The following is a 19961-nucleotide window of genomic DNA, read 5'->3' on the forward strand; positions in this document are numbered from 1 at the left end:
GACCAACACGGCTCCATCTAGCGCAGATGGGACCGTGTTGGTCTCGACACGCTCGCTGGCGCTCGCGGCTCGACCAGCGGGGCTGGGGTCACCCCGCGAGCATGCCCTCGAACAGGTCAGCAGCCCGGCGGGTGCCACCCTCGGCGATCGCGTCCGCGCGCAGCTGAGCCGAGCGCGCGGCGCGGCCGGGGTCGTCGAGCAGCTCGCGCAGTGCCGTACGCAGGGCAGCGGCGCTGACCTCCTCGGCGTCGATCCGCCGGGCGACGCCGAGCTCGACCAGACGGTCGGCGTTCATGAACTGGTCGACCGCCTGCGGGACGGCGACCATGGGGACGCCTGCCATCAGACCCTCGCTGCTGCCGCCCATCCCGGCGTGGGTGACGAACGCGTCGGCCTGGGCGAGGACGGCGCGCTGGGGCAGCCACGAGTGGACCTCGACGTTTCCGGGGAGATCGCCGAGGTCGGCCGGGTCGAGCTGGGTGCCGATCGACATCACGACGTGCCAGCCGGGGAGGGCTGCGTATGCCTCGATGCAGGCGCGGAAGAAGCCCGCGCCGGCGGTGTAGGCCGAGCCGAGGGAGACCAGCAGGACGTGGTCGGCCTCGGCGGGGCGGGTCCAGGTCTCGTCGGCGTCGAGCGCGAAGCACGGTCCGACGAAGGTGACCACGTCCTCGTCGACCTTCTCGGCGTTGGGCTGCATCGCCCGCGGGATGAGGGCGAGCGCCCGCTTCGGCGCCCCGGCGAACGTCTCCGGGTCACGCGTGCTCGCCCCGGCGTCCGCGAGCCAGGTCGCGAACCGGTCCAGGTAGCCGTCGTAGCCCGGCAGCTGCCGCACCTGGGCACCGACCTCTTCGGCGTACCCGTCCCAGGCGACGAACGTCGGCGAGAGCTGTACGAACGGACGCTGCTGCTTCTCCGCGAGAGCCCGGGCGGCATAGCCTCCGATGTCGTAGAGGTAGAGGTCGGCCGGCTCGGCTCCGTAGAACGCCTCCAGATGCGGGAGCACCCCGATGGCGTCGTCGAGGAAGACGCCCATCCCGGCGACCGGGTCCTCGGGCCAGAGCCGGTCCTCGACGGGCAGCACAGTCGGCACCGGAACCAGCTCGGCCCCGGTCGGCTTGACCGCGTCGGACATCGACTCGTGGGTGGCGTACGTGACCCGGTGGCCGTGTGCGACCAGCTCCTTGATCAGCTCGAGACTCGGCAGGAGATGGCTGATCGCGGGGGAGGCCACCATGGCGATGTGGTGCGGTGAAGTAGTCATGACACCGTCGGACGCTATCGGCCCGTCACAGGCGGATGCGACCGAGTTTTGCGTCAACCTTCGCTCACCCGCCCGTCGCGCTCTGTTCACCGCCCGTGAGCCGTGGCTCGTGTGTCTCGTCAGTTTCGACGGTTACCGTCGTCTGCGTGTCTGTTCCTCGGGTCTCCATGTCCCAGTCCACGATCTGCGTCCTGCTGCTGGGTGTGCTCGGCTTCGCGATGAGCGCCCAGGTGGCGATCGCGATGCCGGCGCTGTTCAAGGCCGACGAGCGGGCTCATGCGGCGTACGCGGTGGCGCTGTCCCAGGGGACGCTGCCGACGATCGACACCGACATCCCCGACGACCCGGCTCGCTACCCGCAGCTGGCCGAGAGCCTCTTCGGGGCCGATGAGGCCCACCGCGACATCTGGGTCGCCAACCACCCGCCGCTGTTCTACGCGATGAGCCTGCCGCTCGTCTGGCTCGGCGACGCCGTCGGATCGCCAGGCCTGACGCTGCTCGGGATGCGACTGCTGAATGCGCTCGGTTTCGCCCTGACCACGATCTTGGTCGGCCTGCTGGCGCGCGAGCTGGTGCCACGTCGCCCGGTGGTGCCGGTGATCGCCTCGGCGATGTGTCTCGGCTGCGGCGCGATGACCTTCGTGGGCGGCGGCATCTACAACGACGGCTGGGGTTCGGCTGCGGCGTTCATGACTCTCTACCTCGGGTTCCGGATGATCCGCCAAGGCGTGACACGCGAGCGCGTGATCGCCGCGGCCGCGGTCGGTGTCGCGGCCGCCGGGTTCCGCTCGACCGGCCTGGTCGCGGTCCTCTTCCTCGGTGCCTGCGTGCTGGTGGCGATGTGGCTGCGGGAGCCGTCGCTGCGTACGTTCCTACGCGGCGCGTTCATGCGCGCCGTCGGGATCGCGGCATGCATCGGGATGGCGCCGGTGGCCGTGTTCGGCTGGTTCTACGTGCGCAACATCCAGCTCTACGGTGACCCGACCGCGTCGAGCTCGCTCTTCGAGAAGTTCGGGCGCGAGCCCAACGGCACCACCCTGTTCCAGCTGGTCAACCCGGAGTTCTACGGCCACCTGCTCGGCAGCCTGTGGACCGACGGCAACATCGCCAACACCTGGAGCCAGGCGGCCGTCATCGTGCTGACGCTGACCCTGGTCGGCCTGGTGCTCGATGCCGCCGCGAAGGCCAACCCGCGTCGTACGGGAGTCCTGCGGCGCATCCAGCTCGCGCCGCAGAGCACGATGCAGCACCGCCAGGACCTGGCCATCTGGGCGCTCCTGGGTGGCTACTGCCTGCTGATCCTGGTCAACGTCGCCGGGTTCATCGCCGGCGGCGGCTGGATCCACGCCCGCTACGCGGTGCCGTTCCTGCCGTTCCTCGCCGCCGGCGCCGGGATCGCCGCGCTGCGCCTGGGGCGGCTCCTGCCAATGCGAGTCATCTCGACCGGCTCGCGCACCGGCGTCACCGCGATCGACGAGGCGCGCGACCTGCGCATCGGCCTGGGTGTCTCGCTGGCCTTCATGGTCGTCGGTCTGGTGTGCCACCTCGACACCGAGCAGTACGTCGACGGGCCGGTCAGCAGCACCTTCGCGCTCGTCGCCCTGGTGGCCGCCGACCTGGTGATGTTCGCGGTCGCCGCGTACGTCGCCACCGAGCTGCGCCGGCGGATGCGGCCGAGCACCTTCGACACTCCTCGCACTCTCACCGCTCCTGTGACCGAGATCGCGCGTCCACGACAGGCCGCCCGTACCTCGACGGGTCTGCAGGCAAAGTAGCCTCGCTATGTGAACGAGCACGATCCCCAGCCGACAACACGAGCATGGGTCGTGTGGGGTATCGCCCTCGCGGTCTACGGCTTGGCCGTCTTCCACCGCAGCAGCCTCGCGGTGGCCGGTCTGGTGGCGACGGAGCGCTTCGGGATCGGCGCCGGACAGCTGGCGGCCTTCGTCATGCTGCAGCTGCTCGTCTACGCCATCATGCAGGTGCCGGTCGGGCTGCTGGTCGACCGGTTCGGCTCGCGTACGGTCCTCTCCGCCGGCGCTCTGATCCTGGCGGTCGCTCAGATCGGGTTCGCGTTCGCGGACTCCTACGCGCTGGCCCTGCTCGCGCGTACGTTCGTGGGGATGGGCGACGCGATGACGTTCATCTGCGTGCTACGCCTGGTCCCGTCGTGGTTCCCGCGTCGCCGGGTGCCGCTGATCAGCCAGCTGACCGGCACCGTCGGACAGATGGGCGCGATCGCGGCCGCGGTCCCGATGACGTGGGCGCTCGGCCATCTCGGCTGGACCCGGGCCTACCTCACGGCCGCGTTGCTCGGCCCGGTGCTTCTCGTGCTGCTGCGCGTCTTCGTCCACGACGGACCCGGTGACCGGCACCGCCGAGGCACCACCCTCAAACCGCGCGAGCTCGGCCGGAGCCTGAGGGCCTCCTGGTACCAGCCGGGCACCCGCCTCGGCTTCTGGATCCACTTCTCCACCCCGTTCAGCTCCCACCTGATGGGGCTGCTGTGGGGCTTCCCGTTCCTGGTGACCTCCGAAGGGCTCTCCGACACCCTCGCCGGCACCCTGCTCTCGGTCACCGTCGTCGCCGCCCTAGCCGCGGGTCCGGTGATGGGCATCATCGCCGGACGCCACCCGTGGCACCGCTCGACGGTGGCACTGACGATGATTGCCGCCCTGGTCTCGGTGTGGACGCTCGTGCTCGCCTGGCCGGGCGAGGCGCCGCTGCCGGTGCTGCTGCTCCTGATGGCCGTGGTCGGCTTCGGCGGACCCGCCTCGATGATCGGCTTCGACGTCGGCCGCACAAGCAACCCGCCCGCGCGGATGGCGAGCGCCAGCGGGATCATCAACCAGGGTGGCTTCGTAGCAGCGCTGCTGGTGATCGTGCTGGTCGGCTGGATCCTCGACTGGCGTACGCCGGGGGCCTCGACCTCCTACACGCCGGAGGCGTTCCGCTGGGCGATGTCGGTGCAGTACCTGTTCTGGGGCCTCGGGGTGGTGCAGATCTGGCGTCACCGGCGCGACGTGCGGCGGCGTACGACCCGGGAGCAGGTCGCCGCCGGCTCCTCGATGGTCATCGACTGATCGCCAGCACGTCACCTGAGCGGCATCTGGGCCCACTAGCTTGTCGAGGTGCTCACGCCCTCGCGCTCGCTGTCCCAGGTGACCGTATGCCTGCTCCTGCTCGGGGTGCTCGGCTTCGCGATGAGTGCGCAGTACGCGATCGGGATGCCGGCGCTGCTGAAGGCCGACGAGAAGCAGCACGCGGCCTACGCCATCGTGCTGTCCCAGGGCGTCCTGCCCACGATCGACACGAACACCCCGGCCGACCCGGTGCGCTACCCGCAGTTCGCCGAGGCGCTCTTCGGTCTCGACGAGCCGCGCCGCGACATCTGGGTCGCCAACCACCCGCCGCTCTTCTACGTGATGAGCCTGCCGCTGGTCTGGCTCGGCGATGCCGTGGGCAATGTCGGGGTGACCCTGCTCGGGATGCGGCTGCTCAACGCTCTCGGCTACGCGCTGAGCATCATCCTGGTCGGCCTGCTGGCGCGCGAGCTGGTGCCCAGACGCCGGGTGGTCCCGGTGCTCTCCGCGGCGATGGTGCTCGGCTGCGGTGCGGTGACCTACGACGGCGGTGCGATCTACAACGACGGCTGGGGGACGGTGGCCGCCTCGCTGACCCTCCTGCTCGGCTTCCGGATGGTCCGCGAGGGCGTCACCCGGGACCGGCTGATCTGGGCTACGGTCGCCGGCGTCGCGGCGGCCGGCTTCCGCTCGACCGGACTGGTGGCGGTGCTCGTGCTGGGCGCGTGCGTGCTGGCCGCACTGTGGCTGCGCGACCCGACGCTGCGTACGTTCCGCCGGGGTGTGGTCCTGGCGATCCGGATCGGGCTGGCACCGGTGATCGTGATCGGCTGGTTCTACGTACGCAACATCGTGCTCTACGGCGACGCGACCGCTTCCGCGGCGCTCTTCGAGAAGTTCTCCCGCCAGACCCACGGCGACACGCTCTTCCAGCTGGTCAACCCGGAGCTCTACCTGCACCTCTACGGCTCGCTGTGGGCCGACGACGTGATCCCGAAGATCTGGATCCTCGCCGCCGCGGTGACCCTGGCTGTCACGGTGACCGGCCTGGTGCTCGACGTCAACGCGAAGGCCCGGCCGAGGCCGGACGGGGTGATGCGCCGCGTCGTGATTCCCGGGTCGGAGCCGACCGTGCTGGAGCGCCGCCTGGAGGTGGCGGTGCGGGTGTTGATGGGGATCTACTGCGTGATCATCATCGTCAACCTGGCCTCGTTCCATGCCGGCGGCGGCTGGATCCACGCTCGCTATGCGGTGCCGTTCCTGCCGGTGATCGCGGCGCTGACCTCGCTCGCGATCCTGCGGGTCGGCCGTCGCTGGGTCGCCGGCGCCGACGAGGAGAGGGTCGATCTGCGCATCACTCTCTGTGCCACCGTCGGGTTCATCGTCTCGGCGATGGTCGCCCATCTGCACATCCAGCAGCGGATCGACGGACCGGCCGACGCCTCCTGGCTGGTCGCGCTGATCGCGGCCGACCTGGTGATGTTCCTCGTCGCCGCGTACGTCACCGCGCAGCTGCACCGCCGGCTGCGGCCGGAGGGCGAACTCTTCGCCCGCCCGTCATCTGCCGACCAACCACGCGTCGCCCGGGTGAGCCACTGAGCGGAGATCGTGGTCGCCGCTCACCCCCCACCGTCAAGGAGCTCCTGTGGTTGACATCGATCGTCGTAGGTTTCTCGGTCTCGCCGGCGGCGCAGCCGCGCTGACCATGCTCGACCAGAGCATCGCGCGAGCCGCCTCCATCCCCGCCGCCCGCCGGACCGGCACGATCCGCGACATCGAGCACGTGGTCGTCCTGATGCAGGAGAACCGCAGCTTCGAGCACTACCTGGGCACCCTGCGCGGCGTACGCGGTTTCGGCGACCCGCACCCGGCGATCCTGCCCTCGGGCAACTCGGTGTGGCACCAGCCCAACGGCGACAGCGAGCTGCTCCCGTTCCACCCCGAGGTCGACGACTTGGGCGCCGCCTTCCTCGAGGGACTCCCGCACAGCTGGCCCGACGGCCAGCAGGCGATCAACGGCGGTCGCTACGACCAGTGGGTGCCGGCCAAGGGCACCACCACGATGGCGTACCTCCAGCGGCAGGACGCCGCCTTCCACTTCGCGCTCGCCGACGCGTTCACGGTGTGCGACGCCTACTACTGCTCCTTCATCGGCAACACCGACCCCAACCGCTACTACATGCTCTCGGGCTGGACCGGCAACGACGGCAAGGGTGGCGGGCCGGTGCTCTACAACGACGAGGCGGGCTACGACTGGACCACCTACGCGGAGCGGCTCGAGAAGGCCGGCGTCAGCTGGAAGGTCTACCAGGACGAGGGCACCGGCCTCAACGCCGAGGGCGACAACTGGTGGGGCTGGACGAAGGACGCCTACATCGGCAACTACGGCGACAACTCGCTGCTCTACTTCAACCGGTTCCAGGACGCCCGGCCCGGAGACCCGCTCTTCGAGAAGGCCCGCACCGGCACCCGCGCGGTCGACGGCCAGGACTACTTCGAGATCCTGCGCACCGACGTAGAGGCCGACAAGCTGCCCTCGGTCAGCTGGATCGCGGCGCCGGAGGCGTTCTCCGAGCACTCGAACTGGCCGACCAACTACGGCGCCTGGTACATCGCCAAGGTCCTCGACGCGCTCACCTCCAACCCCGAGGTGTGGTCGAAGACCGCGCTCTTCATCACCTACGACGAGAACGACGGCTTCTTCGACCACCTGGTGCCGCCGCACATCAACAGCCCGCTGGTGCCGGGGGAGTCGACCGTCTCGACCGAGCACGAGCTCTACACCGGATCGCACGGCGACGGCCACTACGGCCTCGGACCGCGGGTGCCGATGTTCGTCGTCTCGCCGTGGAGCATCGGCGGCTACGTCGCCTCGGAGACCTTCGACCACACCTCGATCCTGCGGTTCATGGAGGAGCGCTTCGGTGTGGCCGAGCCCAACATCACGCCCTGGCGTCGCGCGGTGTGCGGCGACCTGACCTCGGCGTTCGACTTCTCCCGTACCGCCGAGCCGCCCGCGCTGCCGGACACCAGCGGCTGGGAGCCGGCCGACCGTGAGCGGCACCCGGACTACGCCCCCGAGGCGCCGGCGAACCAGACGATGCCGACCCAGGAACGCGGCACCCGCCCGGCGCGGCCCACGCCCTATCGGCTCGAGGTGATCGAGTCCGCCGCAGCGGACGCGATCGCCGTCGAGATCCGCAACGCCGGCACCGTCGGCGCCCACTTCCAGGCACGGCTGCTCACCCCGGAGGGCGCCCCGCACAGCTACACCGTCGGCGCCGGCGACAGTGTCTCGGTGCGCTGGCCGGTCAGCGGCGACTACGAGATCCACCTGCATGGTCCCAACGGATTCTTCCGCTCCTACGCCGGCACCGCGGGCGCCGACCCCGCGCCCGCCAACCTCCGGCGGGACGGTCGCTCGCAGCGACTCACCGTGACCGCGCCCCGCAAGGCCGAGATCACCAGCGCGTACGCCGGCCCGATCCGCTCCCGCCACCTGGACACCCGTGCCACCGGTGGCTGGTACGACCTGACCCTCGCCGTCCCGGGCACGACCTGGGCACGCGGGTTCGCCGGCCACCTGGAAACCGGGCGTCCCTCCGTGAGCGACCCGCAGCTGGGGCGCTAGGGCATGGCTGGTAAAGACACGGCGGCCGCGAGCGGCGTTTCGGGCCGATCTGGCAAGGCGTCCGCTGCGAAGGCATCCTGGAGGCTGTCGAGCGGCGGCAACGCAGCCAGATCGGATGCGAAACGTCGCGTAGCGGGCGTGGATTTGCCAGCCATGCCCTAGGAGGGATCGCCGGGCCGGTCCTTCTCGGACTGGGCCGGCGGGTCGAGGATCGGGGCAGTCGTCTCGGGTGCTGCCTCGACCTCGGCCTTCGCCGCCTTCTTCGCCGCCTTCTTGGCGGCCTTCTTCTCGAGGCGGTGCACCTCGCGCTCCACGATCGCCTCGCGGCGTACGGCGGTGCCGACCAGGTTCACGACCAGGAAGAGCATCGGATAGATCGGCCACGGATGCCCGTCGGGGGCGCCGGTGAACAGCCAGATGCCCCAGGTGATGAGGCTGACCATCAAGAAGGTGGCGAGCGCCTCCTGGAGCTCCTTGCGGTACGCAGCCACACCCTGCTCTCGGAAGCCGAGCGTCTCGGGAAGGTTCGCTCCGGGCTCGCCGGCAACGGGCTCGGCGACCACGAGATCGTCCACGAGCGCGGGCAGCTCACCGAGCGTACGAGCCTCCAAGAGGGTGCCGACCCTCTCCTCGTGCTCTTCGCGGGTCAGTCGGCCGTCGGCGAAGGCATCGGTCAGAACGGCGCGTACAACCTCCCGATCGGCATCGGAGGCGCGCATACGTGCGTTGTCGGCCTGCCTCGGGTCGAGGCGGAACCCGGTCCAGAAACCCTCCACGCCACCAGCCTAGACGCCAAGCCCGACACCGTCTGTTGAAGCGCCTGCATTAGAGTGACTCGCGCTGGCTACCTGCTAGTATAGAACACGTTCTAGTCTTGCTCTGCCTAGGTTTGAGGGAGGTGGCGGATGCGGATCGCTCTGCTGTCGTATCGCAGCAAGCCGCACGTCGGCGGTCAAGGCGTCTATATCCGCCATCTGAGTCGGGAGCTCGCCAAGCTCGGGCACACTGTTGAGGTCTTCTCCGGTCAGCCCTATCCCGATCTCGACCTCGTAGGGGAGGGCGTCACCCTCACCAAGGTGCCGAGCCTGGGTCTCTACGAGGAGCCCGACCCGTTCGGCAACCCGAAGCTCTCCGAGCTCCGCGACCTCATCGACGTAGAGGAGTGGGCCCGGATGCGCACGGGCGCGTTCCCCGAGCCGCTGACCTTCGCCAAGCGCGTCCTGAAGGTGCTGGAGGAGCGGAAGGACGACTTCGACATCGTCCACGACAACCAGACCCTGGCCACGCCGCTGCTGAGCATCGAGCCCGAGCTCGGCGTGCCGCTGGTGACCACGATCCACCACCCGATCTCCTTCGACCGCCGCATCGAGCTGGACAGCGCTCAGGGCTGGAAGAAGAAGTTCGGCGTCTGGCGCTGGTACTCGTTCGTGAAGATGCAGGCGAAGGTCGCCTCGCAGCTGCGGCACGTGATCACGCCCTCGGACAACTCCAAGCGCGACATCCTCACCGACTTCGGCGTCCCCTCCGACCGGGTGCAGACCGTGCACCTCGGCGTACCGGAGGAGTTCGTCCCGCCGACCGGGCCTCGCGTCAGTGGGCGGATCCTGGCCATGGCCAGTGCCGACGCCCCGCTGAAGGGCATCGCCTTCCTGCTCGAGGCCTTCGCCAAGCTGCGTACCGAACGCGACCTCGAGCTGGTCCTGGTCACCAAGCCCAAGAAGGGCGGTCCGACCGAGCAGCTGATCGAGAAGCTCGCGATCAAGGACCACGTACGTTTCGTCAACGGCATCTCCGACGCCGAGCTCGTCGAGCTGATGGGCTCCGCGGAGATCGCCTGCGTGCCCTCGCTCTACGAGGGGTTCTCGTTGCCCACCGCCGAGCTGATGGCGTGCGGCACCCCGCTCGTCGTCTCCCGTGCCGGCGCGATCCCCGAGGTCGTCGGCCCCGACGACCTGTGCGCCAAGCAGGTCACCCCGGGGGAGACCGAGGAGCTCGAGCAGGCCATCGCGGCGCTGCTCGACGACCCCGAGCGCCGGGCCCGCTACTCGGCCGCCGGGCGCGCCCGGGTCGAGGAGCACTTCTCCTGGCACGCCGTCGCCGAGCGGATGACGGCGATCTACCAGCAGACGATCGATGAGTTCTCGAAGGAAAGGAAGTGAGCCGTGCTCACCGTTGATTTCGACCGCCTTGGCCTGAAGGCAGGGGAGCGCGTGCTCGACATGGGTGCCGGCGGTGGCCGGCACGCCTTCGAGATGTACCGCCGCGGCGCCGACGTGATCGCGTTCGACCAGGACGCCGAGGAGCTGGCCAAGGTCAGCGACTGGTTCTTCGCGATGCGCGACGAGGTCCCCGAGGGCGCGAACGCGGAGGTCAAGGAGGGCGACGCCCTGTCGCTGCCCTTCGCCGACGGCGAGTTCGATCGGATCGTCGCCGCCGAGGTGCTCGAGCACATCCACCGCGACGTCGACGCGATCAAGGAGCTCGTCCGAGTGCTGCGTCCCGGTGGCACCCTCGCCATCTCGGTGCCGCGCTGGCTGCCCGAGGTCGTCAACTGGAAGCTCTCCGAGGACTACCACAACACCACCGGCGGCCACATCCGCATCTACACCGACCACGAGCTCATCGACAAGGTCACCAAGGCCGGCCGGCCCAACGACGGCACCCCCGGTGACGCGATGATCTTCGAGGGCAAGTCCTACGCCCACGGCCTGCACGCGCCCTACTGGTGGCTGAAGTCGGCCGTCGGCGTCGACAACGACAAGCACGTCCTGGTGAAGGCGTACCACCAGATCCTGGTCTGGGAGATCATGAAGAACCCGCTGCCGCTGCGCCTCGCCGGGAAGGTCCTCGACCCGATGATCGGCAAGAGCATGGTTCTCTACTTCCGCAAGCCGGGCCCTATCGCCACCGACCCGACCTCGGCTGCCTGATTTGCGGATGAGAGTCGAGATCCCGTACGTCGACGGGGTGCTGAGCCCTGCCCAGATCGTCGCCACGGCCGGGTCGATCGCCCGCGCCCAGGAGGCCTCGGGCGCGATCCCGTGGGTCCCTGGTCAGCACACCGACATCTGGAACCACGTCGAGGCGGCCATGGGCCTGCTGGTCGGTGGCCTGGTGGAGGAGGCCGAGGCTGCGTACTCGTGGGTTCCGGACCTGCAGAACGCTGACGGATCCTGGCCGATGAAGATCGTCGCCGGTTCGCCGGTGGAGACGATCGGCGAGTCCAACATGTCGGCCTACTTCGCGGTCGGGATCTGGCACCACTGGCTGATCCGTCGTGACCGGGCGTTCGTGGAGCGGCTGTGGCCCTCGGTGCGCGCCGGGCTCGACTTCGTCGTCGGGCTGCAGCTTCCCTTCGGTGGGATCGCCTGGACGCCGCGCGACCCGTTCGCCCTGCTCACCGGTTCGTCCTCGATCTACCAGTCTCTGCGCGCCGGGGTCGCTCTGGCCGACCTGATGGACGACCCGCAGCCGGAGTGGGAGATCGTCGGCGGCCGGCTCGGTCACGCGCTGCGCCACCACCGTGACTCGTTCGAGGACAAGTCGCACCACTCGATGGACTGGTACTACCCGGTCCTCGGCGGCGCCGTCGTCGGTGCCGACGGCCTCGATCTCATCGAGTCGCGCTGGGACCATTTCGTACGCCCCGGCCTCGGCGCTCTGTGCGTCGACACCAATCCCTGGGTGACCGGCGCGGAGACCTGCGAGCTGGCGATGGCGCTCGACAACATCGGTGACCACCGTCGGGCGCTGGGGCTGTTGAAGGACATGCAGCACATGCGTGCCGACGACGGCGGCTACTGGACCGGCTGGGTCTTCGAGTCGCCCGACTACCCCAACCCCAACCCCAACGCCTACTGGCCCGAGGAGCACTCCACCTTCACCGCCGCCGCCGTCATCCTGGCCGCGGACGCGCTGGGGGAGCGCTTCGGCGGGTCCACCCCGGGCTCCGCCATCATGTGCGGCACCTCCCTCGCCGCTCCGTTCGAGGAGCTGGCGCTGGAGTGTGGGTGCGAGACGTCAGAGGCGTCGCAGCACGCGTAGCGAGCCGACGGCGTCGATCTCCTCGAACTGCTTCGAGGCGAGCGCGGGAAGATAGATCTCCTCGTACGGCGGCCGTCCGCCCTCGGCCGGGTCCGGGAAGACGTCGTGGACCAGCAGCAGCCCGCCGGGCATCACCTTCGGTGCCCAGCCGCGGTAGTCCAGCTGCGCGGGCTCGACGCCGTGGCCACCGTCGATGAAGAGCAGCGAGACCGGCGTCGTCCACCACCGGCTCACGGTCGTCGAGGCGCCGATCACCGCGACGACGTGGTCTTCGAGGCCGGCCTGCTCGATCGTGCGCCGGAAGGTCGGCAGCGTGTCCAACCGCCCGGTGCGCTCATCGACCAGGGTCGTGTCGTGGTGCTCCCAGCCCGCCTGGTTCTCCTCGCTGCCGTGGTGGTGGTCGACGGTGAAGACCGTGCCACCGGTCAGCTTCGCCGCGGCGCCGAGATAGACCGACGACTTCCCGCAGTACGTCCCGATCTCGACCGCCGGCCCGTGCGGCAGGCGCTCCACGGCGTGCTCGAACAGCGCCGTTCCCTCCTCGGGAGGCATGAACCCCGTCGCGTCGAGGGCGTGCTTGAGCAGTTCGGCGGGCATCTCAGGCGTAGACACCAGGGCACCCTAGCCGAGTGGCGAGCGGCCCGCGTCGAGTGGTCATCAACCTGGCGTGACCGCGAGAATCCGGCCATGAGCAGATCCTCCGCCGGGCACTCGGTGCTCGTCGTCCCGGTGCCCGAGCTGGAGACCTACGTCCTGGAGCGGACGCGCCACTATGACGACTCGTTCGTCTCCGCGGACCCCACGTTCGTGCACGCGCACATCACGCTGCTCGCACCGTTTCTGGCCCCGCCCACCTCGGACGATCTGGAGCGGGTCGGGAAGATCGCTGCCGCCGCAGCCGCGTTCGACTTCCGACTGGACGACGTACGCGTCTTCGCCGGCGGCACGATCTATCTGCATCCCGATCCCGCGGAGCCGTTCGCAGCGCTGACCGCCGAGCTGAGTGCGGCGTTTCCGCAGTGCCCGCCCTACGGCGGCCTCTTCGAACCGGTGCCGCACCTGACCGTCGACCACACCGCCGGGGGAGTGGACCTCGACTCGACACGTACGTCTCTGGCGCCGTTCCTCCCCGCGCGATGTAACGCGGACCGGGTCAGCCTGCAGTGGTACGCGAACCACGCCTGCCGCACCATCGCCGAGTGGCCGCTGGGCGGATCCCCGGGTCAGGGTCCAGGTGCGGAGATCGCCTGCATCACGTAGCCGATGGCGACCAGCATCGTCAGGGTGCTGATGGCGATGCCGGCGACCGCGGCCCAGCGGCCGCGACGCTTGTCGTCGGCGGTGCGGGCCAGGCCGATGATGCCGAGGATGAAGCCGAGCGGGCCGCACATCAGCACGCTGGCGAGCAGCGAGGCGATCGAGACCGCGTCGAGCGGCACGGCGTAGAGCGACCAGGCGTTGGCGGACTTGTCCGCCGACGGCGCCGTCTGCTGCTGCGGGGCAGACGCCTGGGAAGCCATCGGCTGCGGAGCAGCCGGCTGGGGGTTCGCGGGCTGCGGAGCGGCAGGCTGGGCGTTCACCGTTTGCTGGCCGACGGGCTGGGGAGGAGGCGGCGCAGGCACGGTGCGAGGAGGCTTCGGCGCCGGGGTCCGCTGTCGCGAGGACAGCGCGGCGTTGGCCGCTCGAGCTTGGCGCGTGGCCTGCCGCAGCCGGTTGGCCGACGGGCGCACTCGAGCGGGTGGAGGAACCGGCGCGGGCGAGCTGCTGGCGGGCGGCGGGGTGGGCCGGGGAGTCGGGGTGCCCCACTCGGCTCGCCAGCGCCGGTCGCGGCTGAGTGGCTGAGCGCCAGGAGCCGCAGCCGCGGGCGCCTTCCCCGAGGCAGCGGCCTTACGGCGGCGCCGGGCGAGCTCCTCGTCGAGGGTGGCCCTGGCGACCGGGTCGAGCAACACGTCGCGCGCCCGGTTGATGCGCATCATCAGCTCGCCGTCGGCAGCACGGCCGCCACGGTCGGGGTGGAACTGCTTGGCGAGCTCACGATGGCGAGCTCGGACGGCCGCGTCGTCCGCGTCCGGACCGATCTCCAGCACGGCATAGGCGTCGATGAACTTCCCGCTCACTCAACGCCCCCCACGCACAGTCCTTCGGTTGTCGGCTTCGCGCCCGGGCTCATCCACACCCGGTGCCCAAGATTCCCAGAACAGTGAAATCCTAGAGCAGTTGCGGCGAGATGCTGGTTTCGCCACGGGAAATTGATCGAGGGCCGCCCGATCGGGCGGCCCTCGAGTGGAGCGGACGACGAGGCTCGAACTCGCGACCTCAACCTTGGCAAGGTTGCGCTCTACCAACTGAGCTACGTCCGCTTGCGAGAAGAACAGTAGCGGATGTGGTCCGTTCACCTCCAACTGGGGTCCCGCGTGTCACGCACCCTCTTCCGGCACATCGGGGGCAGAGGTACGCCGCTCGATCTGCTCCATCAGCTGCGCGACCTGGGCTTGGTGTGCCGCCCGCAGATCCTCGAGCCGCTCGCTCGCATGGGCACGCTCCCGGTCCAGCTCGGCGCGGGTGGCATCGCGATCCGCCTTCGCCGCTGCCTCGCTCCCGCGAAGGTCTGCCACCTGGTCCCGCAGGGCGTCGATCTGCTCGCGGGCGGTGTCGCGCTGCGTACGCAGCCCGGAGATCGTCGCCTCCGCGCTGGCGGCCGCCTTCTCGCCGGCCTTCTTCTCGGCGATCAGCTGCTCCTGCAGCCGCGCCATCGCCTTCTCGGCATGGTCGGCGCGCGCGGTCTCGCTCCGCCGGCGCTGCACGGCCGAGGCATGTTCTGCCCGCAGCTTCTCGAACTTCTCGGCCAGGGCTTCGCGCGCGGCCGCCGACTCCTCGAGACGCTTCTCGAGGGCGGCGATCGTCGTCGAGGCGGTCTTCGCCGCGGCCGCCGCGTCGGACTCTGCTCTCTCCAGCGCCGCCTGGGCAGCCTGACGGGACTCCTCGGCCGCGGCCGTGGCGGACAGTGCCTCCCGCAGGATCTCGGCAGAGCGCTCCGACTCGTCCAACGCCTCCGCCGCAGCGGCATCTGCCTCGTCGCGCTCCGCCTCGGCCGTACGCTGCGCCTGCTCGGCGCGGACGGCGCGAGCGCTCGCGGCGGCGATCTGCTCCTGCGCCTCGCTCTGCACGGTCGCGATCTGGGCCTCGGCAGCGGTCAGGTCGCCGAGCGTACGCAGCTCCTCCAACGCCTTCGGGAGCTGGTCGAGGAACCTGTCGGCGAGCTGGGTCAGCTGGGTGGTGATCTCCGCGGCCCGCTGCTGGGCTGCCTGCACCGGTCGCGCGGCCTCCTCGGGATCACGTGTCTCCATGAGCCGCTGCAGGCGCTTCCGTTCGCGCCAGGCGGCGGCTCGGTTGTGGGAGGGATCGTCGCAGTACTCCGGCGGTCGGCCGCTTCCGCTCTCCGAGGCCGCCGCGGGCAGCGGACAGCCGGGAAAGCGGCAGAGCTTCTCGTCGACAGCAATCGTTTCCGTCATTACGTCAGTGTAGCGTGACGAAAGACGGAACGAATACGCAATACCGTCCATAATGAGATCCGGATGAGACACACAACATAACCGGCATTATGGTGTGTGCTTGTGAGCGCGATCGAGCACCGTCCGCAGACCCCCGCAACAGACCTCTCCGTGACGGAATCCGTCAGAGAGCTGTTCCTCGAAGACCTGGGGGAGCTGCCCCAGGAGAAGAGGGCCGAAGCGCTCGCCAGAAGGTTCCTGCTCTCCTATGCGGGGCACACCCGCGCTGCGTACGGACGAGACCTCGCCGACTGGTTCGGCTGGTGCGCCGCGCTGGAGATCGACCCGCTCGCCGCGAACCGGGCGATGGTCGACGGCTATGCCCGCCACCTGGAGACACGACGGAGCCCCGCGACGATCGCGCGACGGCTCTCCGCGATCGCCGGCTTCTACCGCTACGGCGTGGCGGAGGACGTCCTCAGCGCCTCACCGGCCGAGCACATCAAGCGCCCCAAGACGAGCAACGACTCCCAGACCCTGGGCATGGACAGGGGAGAGGCGCGCGCCTTCCTCGCCGCCGCGCGGGACCACTCCAGCCGCGCCGCCGCGTTGGTGACCCTCCTGCTCCACGACGGCCTGCGCATCTCCGAGGCATTGGGCGCCGACGTGACCGACCTCAGCCACTCCCGCGGCCACCGCATCCTGACGATCACCCGCAAGGGCGGCGCCCGGCGCGACGTCGTCCTCAACCCGGCGACCTCACAGGCGCTCGACGCCTACCTCGACGCCCGCGCCGACGGCCCGGTCTTCGCCACCGCCACCGGCAACCGCTGGCACCGCTCCGAGGCCTTTCGACTCATCCGCAAGCTCGGCGCCTCGGCCGGCATCGAGCACGGCGACAGGCTTTCCCCGCACAGCCTGCGCCACACCTTCGTCACCCTGGCCCGCGAGGCCGGCGTACCTCTCGAGGACGTCCAGGACGCCGCCGGCCACGCCGACCCCCGCACCACCCGGCGCTACGACCGCGGCCGCCACAACCTCGACCGCCACCCCGCCTACGCCCTCGGTGCCTTCCTAGCCGACTGACCCCACGCCGAAGCGTCAGTATTTGAGCGCGAAGCGTCAAAAATTGACCGCGAGACGTCAGAAAGCCTGACTTCTCGCGGTCAAAATCTGACTTCTCGAGATCAATAAGTGACGTCTCGGCGGGCGGTAGGCTTTCGGACGCCCGTCATCGTTGACGAAGGAGATCCGGTATGAGCCAGGAACTGACCAGCGACTACGTGGTGGTGGGGGCCGGATCGTCAGGGGCCGTGCTCGCGGCACGTCTCAGCGAGGACCCGAGCGTCCGGGTCATGCTGCTCGAGGCGGGCCCGCGCGACAAGAGCATGAACATCCATATCCCGGCGGCGTTCTCGAAGCTCTTCCAGTCCGAGCACGACTGGGACTACTCCACGGAGCCACAGCCCGCGCTCGGCGGCAGGCGGATCTACTGGCCGCGCGGCCGGATGCTCGGCGGTTCGTCCTCGATGAACGCGATGATGTGGGTCAAGGGTCTCCAGGCCGACTACGAGGAGTGGGGCGCGGCAGCCGGGCCCGAGTGGGGCTGGGACGTCGTCAAGGAGACGTACGTGAAGCTCGAGGACGTCGAGGACGCCATCGCTCTGGACGGCACCGGTGGCCCGGTCCGCGTCGAGCGGCAGCGGAGCCCCCGCCCCTACACCGAGTCCTTCCTCCAGGCCGCCGAGCAGGCCGGCTACCGTCGCGGACGGGCCAACGGCCCCAACCCCGAGGCGTACGTCGAGACCATGGTCACCCAGCGCCGAGGCGCCCGGTGGAGCACAGCGTCGGCCTACCTCAAGCCCGCCGCCAGGCGCGCCAACCTGAACGTGGTGACCGGCGCGCTGGTGTCGCGGGTGACCTTCGACGGCACCCGCGCGACCGGTGTCGAAGCCGTCGTCGACGGCCGGCGGACGACGATCACCGCCCGGCGCGAGGTGATCCTCTCCGGCGGTGCGATCAACACGCCGCAGCTGCTGATGCTCTCCGGGATCGGTCCGGCGGTCCAGCTGAAGGGCCTCGGTATCGACGTCGTCCGTGATGCGAAGGAGGTGGGGGAGAATCTCACCGACCACCTCGTCGCCGGCATCGGCTGGGAGGTCGAGCAGGGCTCCCTCGCGACCGCGGAGTCGGCACGTCACCTCCTCAACTACCTGCTGCGAAGGCGCGGGATGCTCACCTCCAACGTGGGTGAGGCGTACGGCTTCATCCGCTCGCGCCCCGACCTGGAGGCGCCCGACATCGAGATGATCTTCGCCCCGGTCGGCTTCTTCGACGAGGGGCTGATTCCGTTCGTGGGTGAGGCGGTCGTCGCCGGCCCGATCCTCGTCGACCCGGCCAGCCGCGGCAGCGTCACGCTCACCTCCAAGGACCCGGCCGCCAAGCCGATCATCGACCCTCGCTACCTCTCCGACCCCGAGGGAAGGGACCGCGCTGCCATCGTCGAAGGTGTCCGGGTGACGCTGGAGATCGCCTCTCAGCCCGCGCTCAAGCCGTTCCTCGGCAAGTTCCTGCGCCCCGACGTCCCGGTGGACTCGTCCGCGGAGGAGGTCGCCGACGCGCTCCTGGCACGTCACGCCCATACCCTCTACCACCCGACCGGCACCTGCCGGATGGGCACGGACGAGGCCAGCGTGGTCGACCCCCGGCTTCGCGTACGCGGCGTCGAGGGCCTCCGCGTCGCCGACGCCTCGGTCATGCCCAGGATCGTGCGCGGCCACACCAACGCGCCCGCGATCCTGATCGGCGAGCGCGCCGCGGACCTCATCACGGGGGACTGAGCTCATGACGGATTCCTACGCTGCCGGAGAGACCACCACCCCGCTGCTCGAGGAGACGATCGGCGAGACCTTCGACCGCACCGTAGTCAGATTCGGTGACCGCGAGGCGCTGGTCGATTCCGGCAGAAGGTGGACGTACGCCGAGATGCGCGATGACGGCCGAGACCCTGAAGACGTACGCCGCCGGCAAGCTCGCCCACTACAAGATCCCGCGCTACGTCCTGGTCGTCGAGGAGTTCCCGATGACCGTGACAGGCAAGGTCCGCAAGGTCGAGATGCGGGAGAAGAGCGTCTCCGAGCTCGGACTCTAGGGGATCTTCAGAGCCTCAGGTCAGCGACGCTGCCGCGACCGCGGTGTCCTCGCCGACCAGGGTGATCTCGACCCGCTCGACGTCGGCGATCGGCACCGCGGAGGAGGCGTCCAGCCCGAGCGTCTCCCCACCCGACCAGGTCCACGACCCAGCGACGGTGCGCGCGCCGTCGCGCCCGACGAGCACCAGGTCGTACGTCACCGGCTCACCCTGATAGTCGGACGGTCCGGGCGGGCTCTTGCCGGGCTCGGGCGGGTAGTGGCAGCTCCACTTGAGCTTGGTGCCCCAGGAGGTCGGTGTGACGACGAGCTGGGCCCACATGTCGACGCTGCCCACCGGCCGCAGGTCGACGGTGCGTACGTTCGCGCCAGCGGAGTCCGATGGCGTCACGGAGGCCGAGGGCGCCGCGATCGGCTCCTGGGTCCCGTCGGGGCCGAGCAGCAGTCCGCCGATGGCCGTGCCGCCGGCGAGCAGGACGACGGCGGCGGCGACCGCGAACGCGCGGCGCCGCAGGCGCGACCTGCGTACGGCCCCGGCCAGCTCCGCCAGCGGCGGAGTCACGACCGCGGCAGGCTCCTCGAGCAGCTCCTCGGCCTCCCCGCGCGAGAGCGCGCCGAGCAGCCCGGGCATCCCGGCGAGCTCGGCGACGGCGTCGTGGCACACGCTGCAGCCGGTCAGGTGCCGCTCGTAGGCCCTCCGCTCGCTCGGGCTCAGTGCGCCGAGCACGTAGGACGCATCCCAGTCGGCGTACGTCTCGTGGGCGGAGGCGTCCAGGTCGTCGTCGTTCATGAGGTGACCCCCTTCTCTTGCAGGGCGAGACGCAGGGCTCGCAGACCGTAGTGCAGCCGGGACTTGACCGTGCCGGGCGGGATGTCGAGCTCGTGGGCGAGCTCGGCGACCGACCGGCTGCCGTAGTAGGCGCCCACCACCACCGCACGGTGCTCGGGGGAGAGGGCGAGCAGCGCATCGGCGACGACCCAGGAGTCGAGCACCGCCTGGGTCTCGTCCGCTCGCGTCGCCTCGGGCGGCGACTCGGCGGCGTACTCCCGCTTCCGGCGCGCGCTGCGCAGGTCGTCGATGACGAGGTTGCGTGCGGTGGTGAACAGCCACGCGCGTACGCCCTCGTCAGTCCGCTGCAGCACCCCCGGGTTGCGCCACGCACGCAGCAGCGTCTCCTGCACCACGTCGCGCGCCTCCTCGGCGTCACCGGTGCGGCGTACGACGTAGCGGTAGAGCGCCTCTGAGTGGGCGTCGTGCACCGCTACGAGCAGCTCGTCCTCCGCACCCATGTCACCTC

18 protein-coding genes and 1 tRNA gene are annotated in these 19961 nt (G+C 70.0%); 11 read left to right on the top strand and 8 right to left on the bottom strand.

Going from position 1 to position 19961, the window contains the following annotated elements:
• Window positions 1-88: 88 nt before the first annotated feature.
• Window positions 89-1264, bottom strand: coding sequence for a macrolide family glycosyltransferase (locus ACFWQC_RS22430; RefSeq protein WP_378683102.1), 1176 nt, complete (start codon window positions 1262-1264; stop codon window positions 89-91).
• A gap of 146 nt (window positions 1265-1410) precedes the next feature.
• On the opposite strand from ACFWQC_RS22430, the gene ACFWQC_RS22435 reads away from it, so the two are divergent.
• Genes ACFWQC_RS22435 through ACFWQC_RS22450 form a run of 4 tightly spaced genes read left to right on the top strand, consistent with a single transcriptional unit; the run spans window position 1411 to window position 7978 of the window.
• The gene (locus ACFWQC_RS22435) at window positions 1411-3039 is read left to right on the top strand and encodes a hypothetical protein (RefSeq protein WP_378683105.1); all 1629 of its coding nucleotides are present in this window, start codon (window positions 1411-1413) and stop codon (window positions 3037-3039) included.
• A 9-nt stretch (window positions 3040-3048) separates the two neighbouring features.
• Entirely contained in the window at window positions 3049-4347 is a 1299-nt protein-coding gene (locus ACFWQC_RS22440) for a nitrate/nitrite transporter (RefSeq protein WP_378683108.1), read from the top strand.
• Between the two features lie 48 nt (window positions 4348-4395).
• The gene (locus ACFWQC_RS22445) at window positions 4396-5946 is read left to right on the top strand and encodes an ArnT family glycosyltransferase (protein ID WP_378683111.1); all 1551 of its coding nucleotides are present in this window, start codon (window positions 4396-4398) and stop codon (window positions 5944-5946) included.
• A 46-nt stretch (window positions 5947-5992) separates the two neighbouring features.
• On the top strand, window positions 5993-7978 hold the full coding sequence (locus tag ACFWQC_RS22450) for a phosphocholine-specific phospholipase C (RefSeq protein WP_378683114.1): 1986 nt from the start codon (window positions 5993-5995) through the stop codon (window positions 7976-7978).
• Between the two features lie 158 nt (window positions 7979-8136).
• Here ACFWQC_RS22450 and ACFWQC_RS22455 read toward each other — a convergent pair whose 3' ends face one another.
• Complete coding sequence (locus ACFWQC_RS22455) at window positions 8137-8754, bottom strand: DUF1707 domain-containing protein (RefSeq protein ID WP_378683116.1); 618 nt, start codon at window positions 8752-8754, stop codon at window positions 8137-8139.
• A 129-nt stretch (window positions 8755-8883) separates the two neighbouring features.
• On the opposite strand from ACFWQC_RS22455, the gene ACFWQC_RS22460 reads away from it, so the two are divergent.
• The 3 genes from ACFWQC_RS22460 to ACFWQC_RS22470 are packed head-to-tail and all read left to right on the top strand — an operon-like array spanning window position 8884 to window position 12022.
• Window positions 8884-10137, top strand: coding sequence for a glycosyltransferase family 4 protein (locus tag ACFWQC_RS22460; protein WP_378683119.1), 1254 nt, complete (start codon window positions 8884-8886; stop codon window positions 10135-10137).
• A gap of 3 nt (window positions 10138-10140) precedes the next feature.
• Complete coding sequence (locus ACFWQC_RS22465; RefSeq protein WP_378683122.1) at window positions 10141-10908, top strand: class I SAM-dependent methyltransferase; 768 nt, start codon at window positions 10141-10143, stop codon at window positions 10906-10908.
• Between the two features lie 7 nt (window positions 10909-10915).
• The gene (locus ACFWQC_RS22470) at window positions 10916-12022 is read left to right on the top strand and encodes a prenyltransferase (RefSeq protein ID WP_378683125.1); all 1107 of its coding nucleotides are present in this window, start codon (window positions 10916-10918) and stop codon (window positions 12020-12022) included.
• Here ACFWQC_RS22470 and ACFWQC_RS22475 read toward each other — a convergent pair.
• Window positions 11999-12634, bottom strand: a complete 636-nt coding sequence (locus ACFWQC_RS22475; protein ID WP_378683128.1) for a class I SAM-dependent methyltransferase — start codon at window positions 12632-12634, stop codon at window positions 11999-12001. The two genes, ACFWQC_RS22470 and ACFWQC_RS22475, sit on opposite strands and share 24 nt — an antisense overlap.
• Window positions 12635-12709: 75 nt before the next feature.
• On the opposite strand from ACFWQC_RS22475, the gene ACFWQC_RS22480 reads away from it, so the two are divergent.
• Window positions 12710-13282, top strand: a complete 573-nt coding sequence (locus ACFWQC_RS22480) for a 2'-5' RNA ligase family protein (RefSeq protein ID WP_378683131.1) — start codon at window positions 12710-12712, stop codon at window positions 13280-13282.
• On the opposite strand, the gene ACFWQC_RS22485 is transcribed toward ACFWQC_RS22480, so the two are convergent.
• The 3 genes from ACFWQC_RS22485 to ACFWQC_RS22495 form a co-directional block, all read right to left on the bottom strand.
• Window positions 13246-14139: a DnaJ domain-containing protein gene (locus tag ACFWQC_RS22485; protein WP_378683134.1), complete on the bottom strand. Its 894-nt coding sequence runs from the start codon at window positions 14137-14139 to the stop codon at window positions 13246-13248. The genes ACFWQC_RS22480 and ACFWQC_RS22485 overlap by 37 nt on opposite strands.
• A gap of 167 nt (window positions 14140-14306) precedes the next feature.
• Window positions 14307-14382: transfer RNA gene (locus ACFWQC_RS22490), tRNA-Gly, on the bottom strand.
• Between the two features lie 57 nt (window positions 14383-14439).
• Window positions 14440-15534 (bottom strand): hypothetical protein, encoded by a 1095-nt coding sequence (locus ACFWQC_RS22495; protein WP_378683137.1) that lies wholly within the window; start codon window positions 15532-15534, stop codon window positions 14440-14442.
• Between the two features lie 102 nt (window positions 15535-15636).
• Here ACFWQC_RS22495 and ACFWQC_RS22500 point away from each other — a divergent pair, with 102 nt between their 5' ends.
• From ACFWQC_RS22500 to ACFWQC_RS22510, 3 genes are all read left to right on the top strand, one after another.
• Window positions 15637-16599, top strand: coding sequence for a tyrosine-type recombinase/integrase (locus ACFWQC_RS22500; protein WP_378683140.1), 963 nt, complete (start codon window positions 15637-15639; stop codon window positions 16597-16599).
• Window positions 16600-16769: 170 nt separating this feature from the next.
• The gene (locus ACFWQC_RS22505) at window positions 16770-18353 is read left to right on the top strand and encodes a GMC family oxidoreductase (RefSeq protein WP_378683143.1); all 1584 of its coding nucleotides are present in this window, start codon (window positions 16770-16772) and stop codon (window positions 18351-18353) included.
• A 152-nt stretch (window positions 18354-18505) separates the two neighbouring features.
• Window positions 18506-18664 carry a hypothetical protein gene (locus ACFWQC_RS22510; protein ID WP_378683146.1) on the top strand — a complete coding sequence of 53 codons (159 nt, stop codon included), beginning with the start codon at window positions 18506-18508 and terminating at the stop codon, window positions 18662-18664.
• 15 nt (window positions 18665-18679) lie between these two features.
• Here ACFWQC_RS22510 and ACFWQC_RS22515 read toward each other — a convergent pair whose 3' ends face one another.
• On the bottom strand, window positions 18680-19453 hold the full coding sequence (locus ACFWQC_RS22515; protein WP_378683149.1) for an anti-sigma factor family protein: 774 nt from the start codon (window positions 19451-19453) through the stop codon (window positions 18680-18682).
• A complete protein-coding gene (locus ACFWQC_RS22520; RefSeq protein WP_378683152.1) occupies window positions 19450-19953 on the bottom strand; it encodes a sigma-70 family RNA polymerase sigma factor in 504 nt (167 codons plus the stop codon). Before ACFWQC_RS22520 ends, ACFWQC_RS22515 begins: the two co-directional genes overlap by 4 nt.
• Window positions 19954-19961 lie beyond the last annotated feature (8 nt).

The organism is Nocardioides sp. NPDC058538 (assembly GCF_042719275.1).
Taxonomy (GTDB): Bacteria; Actinomycetota; Actinomycetes; order Propionibacteriales; family Nocardioidaceae; genus Nocardioides.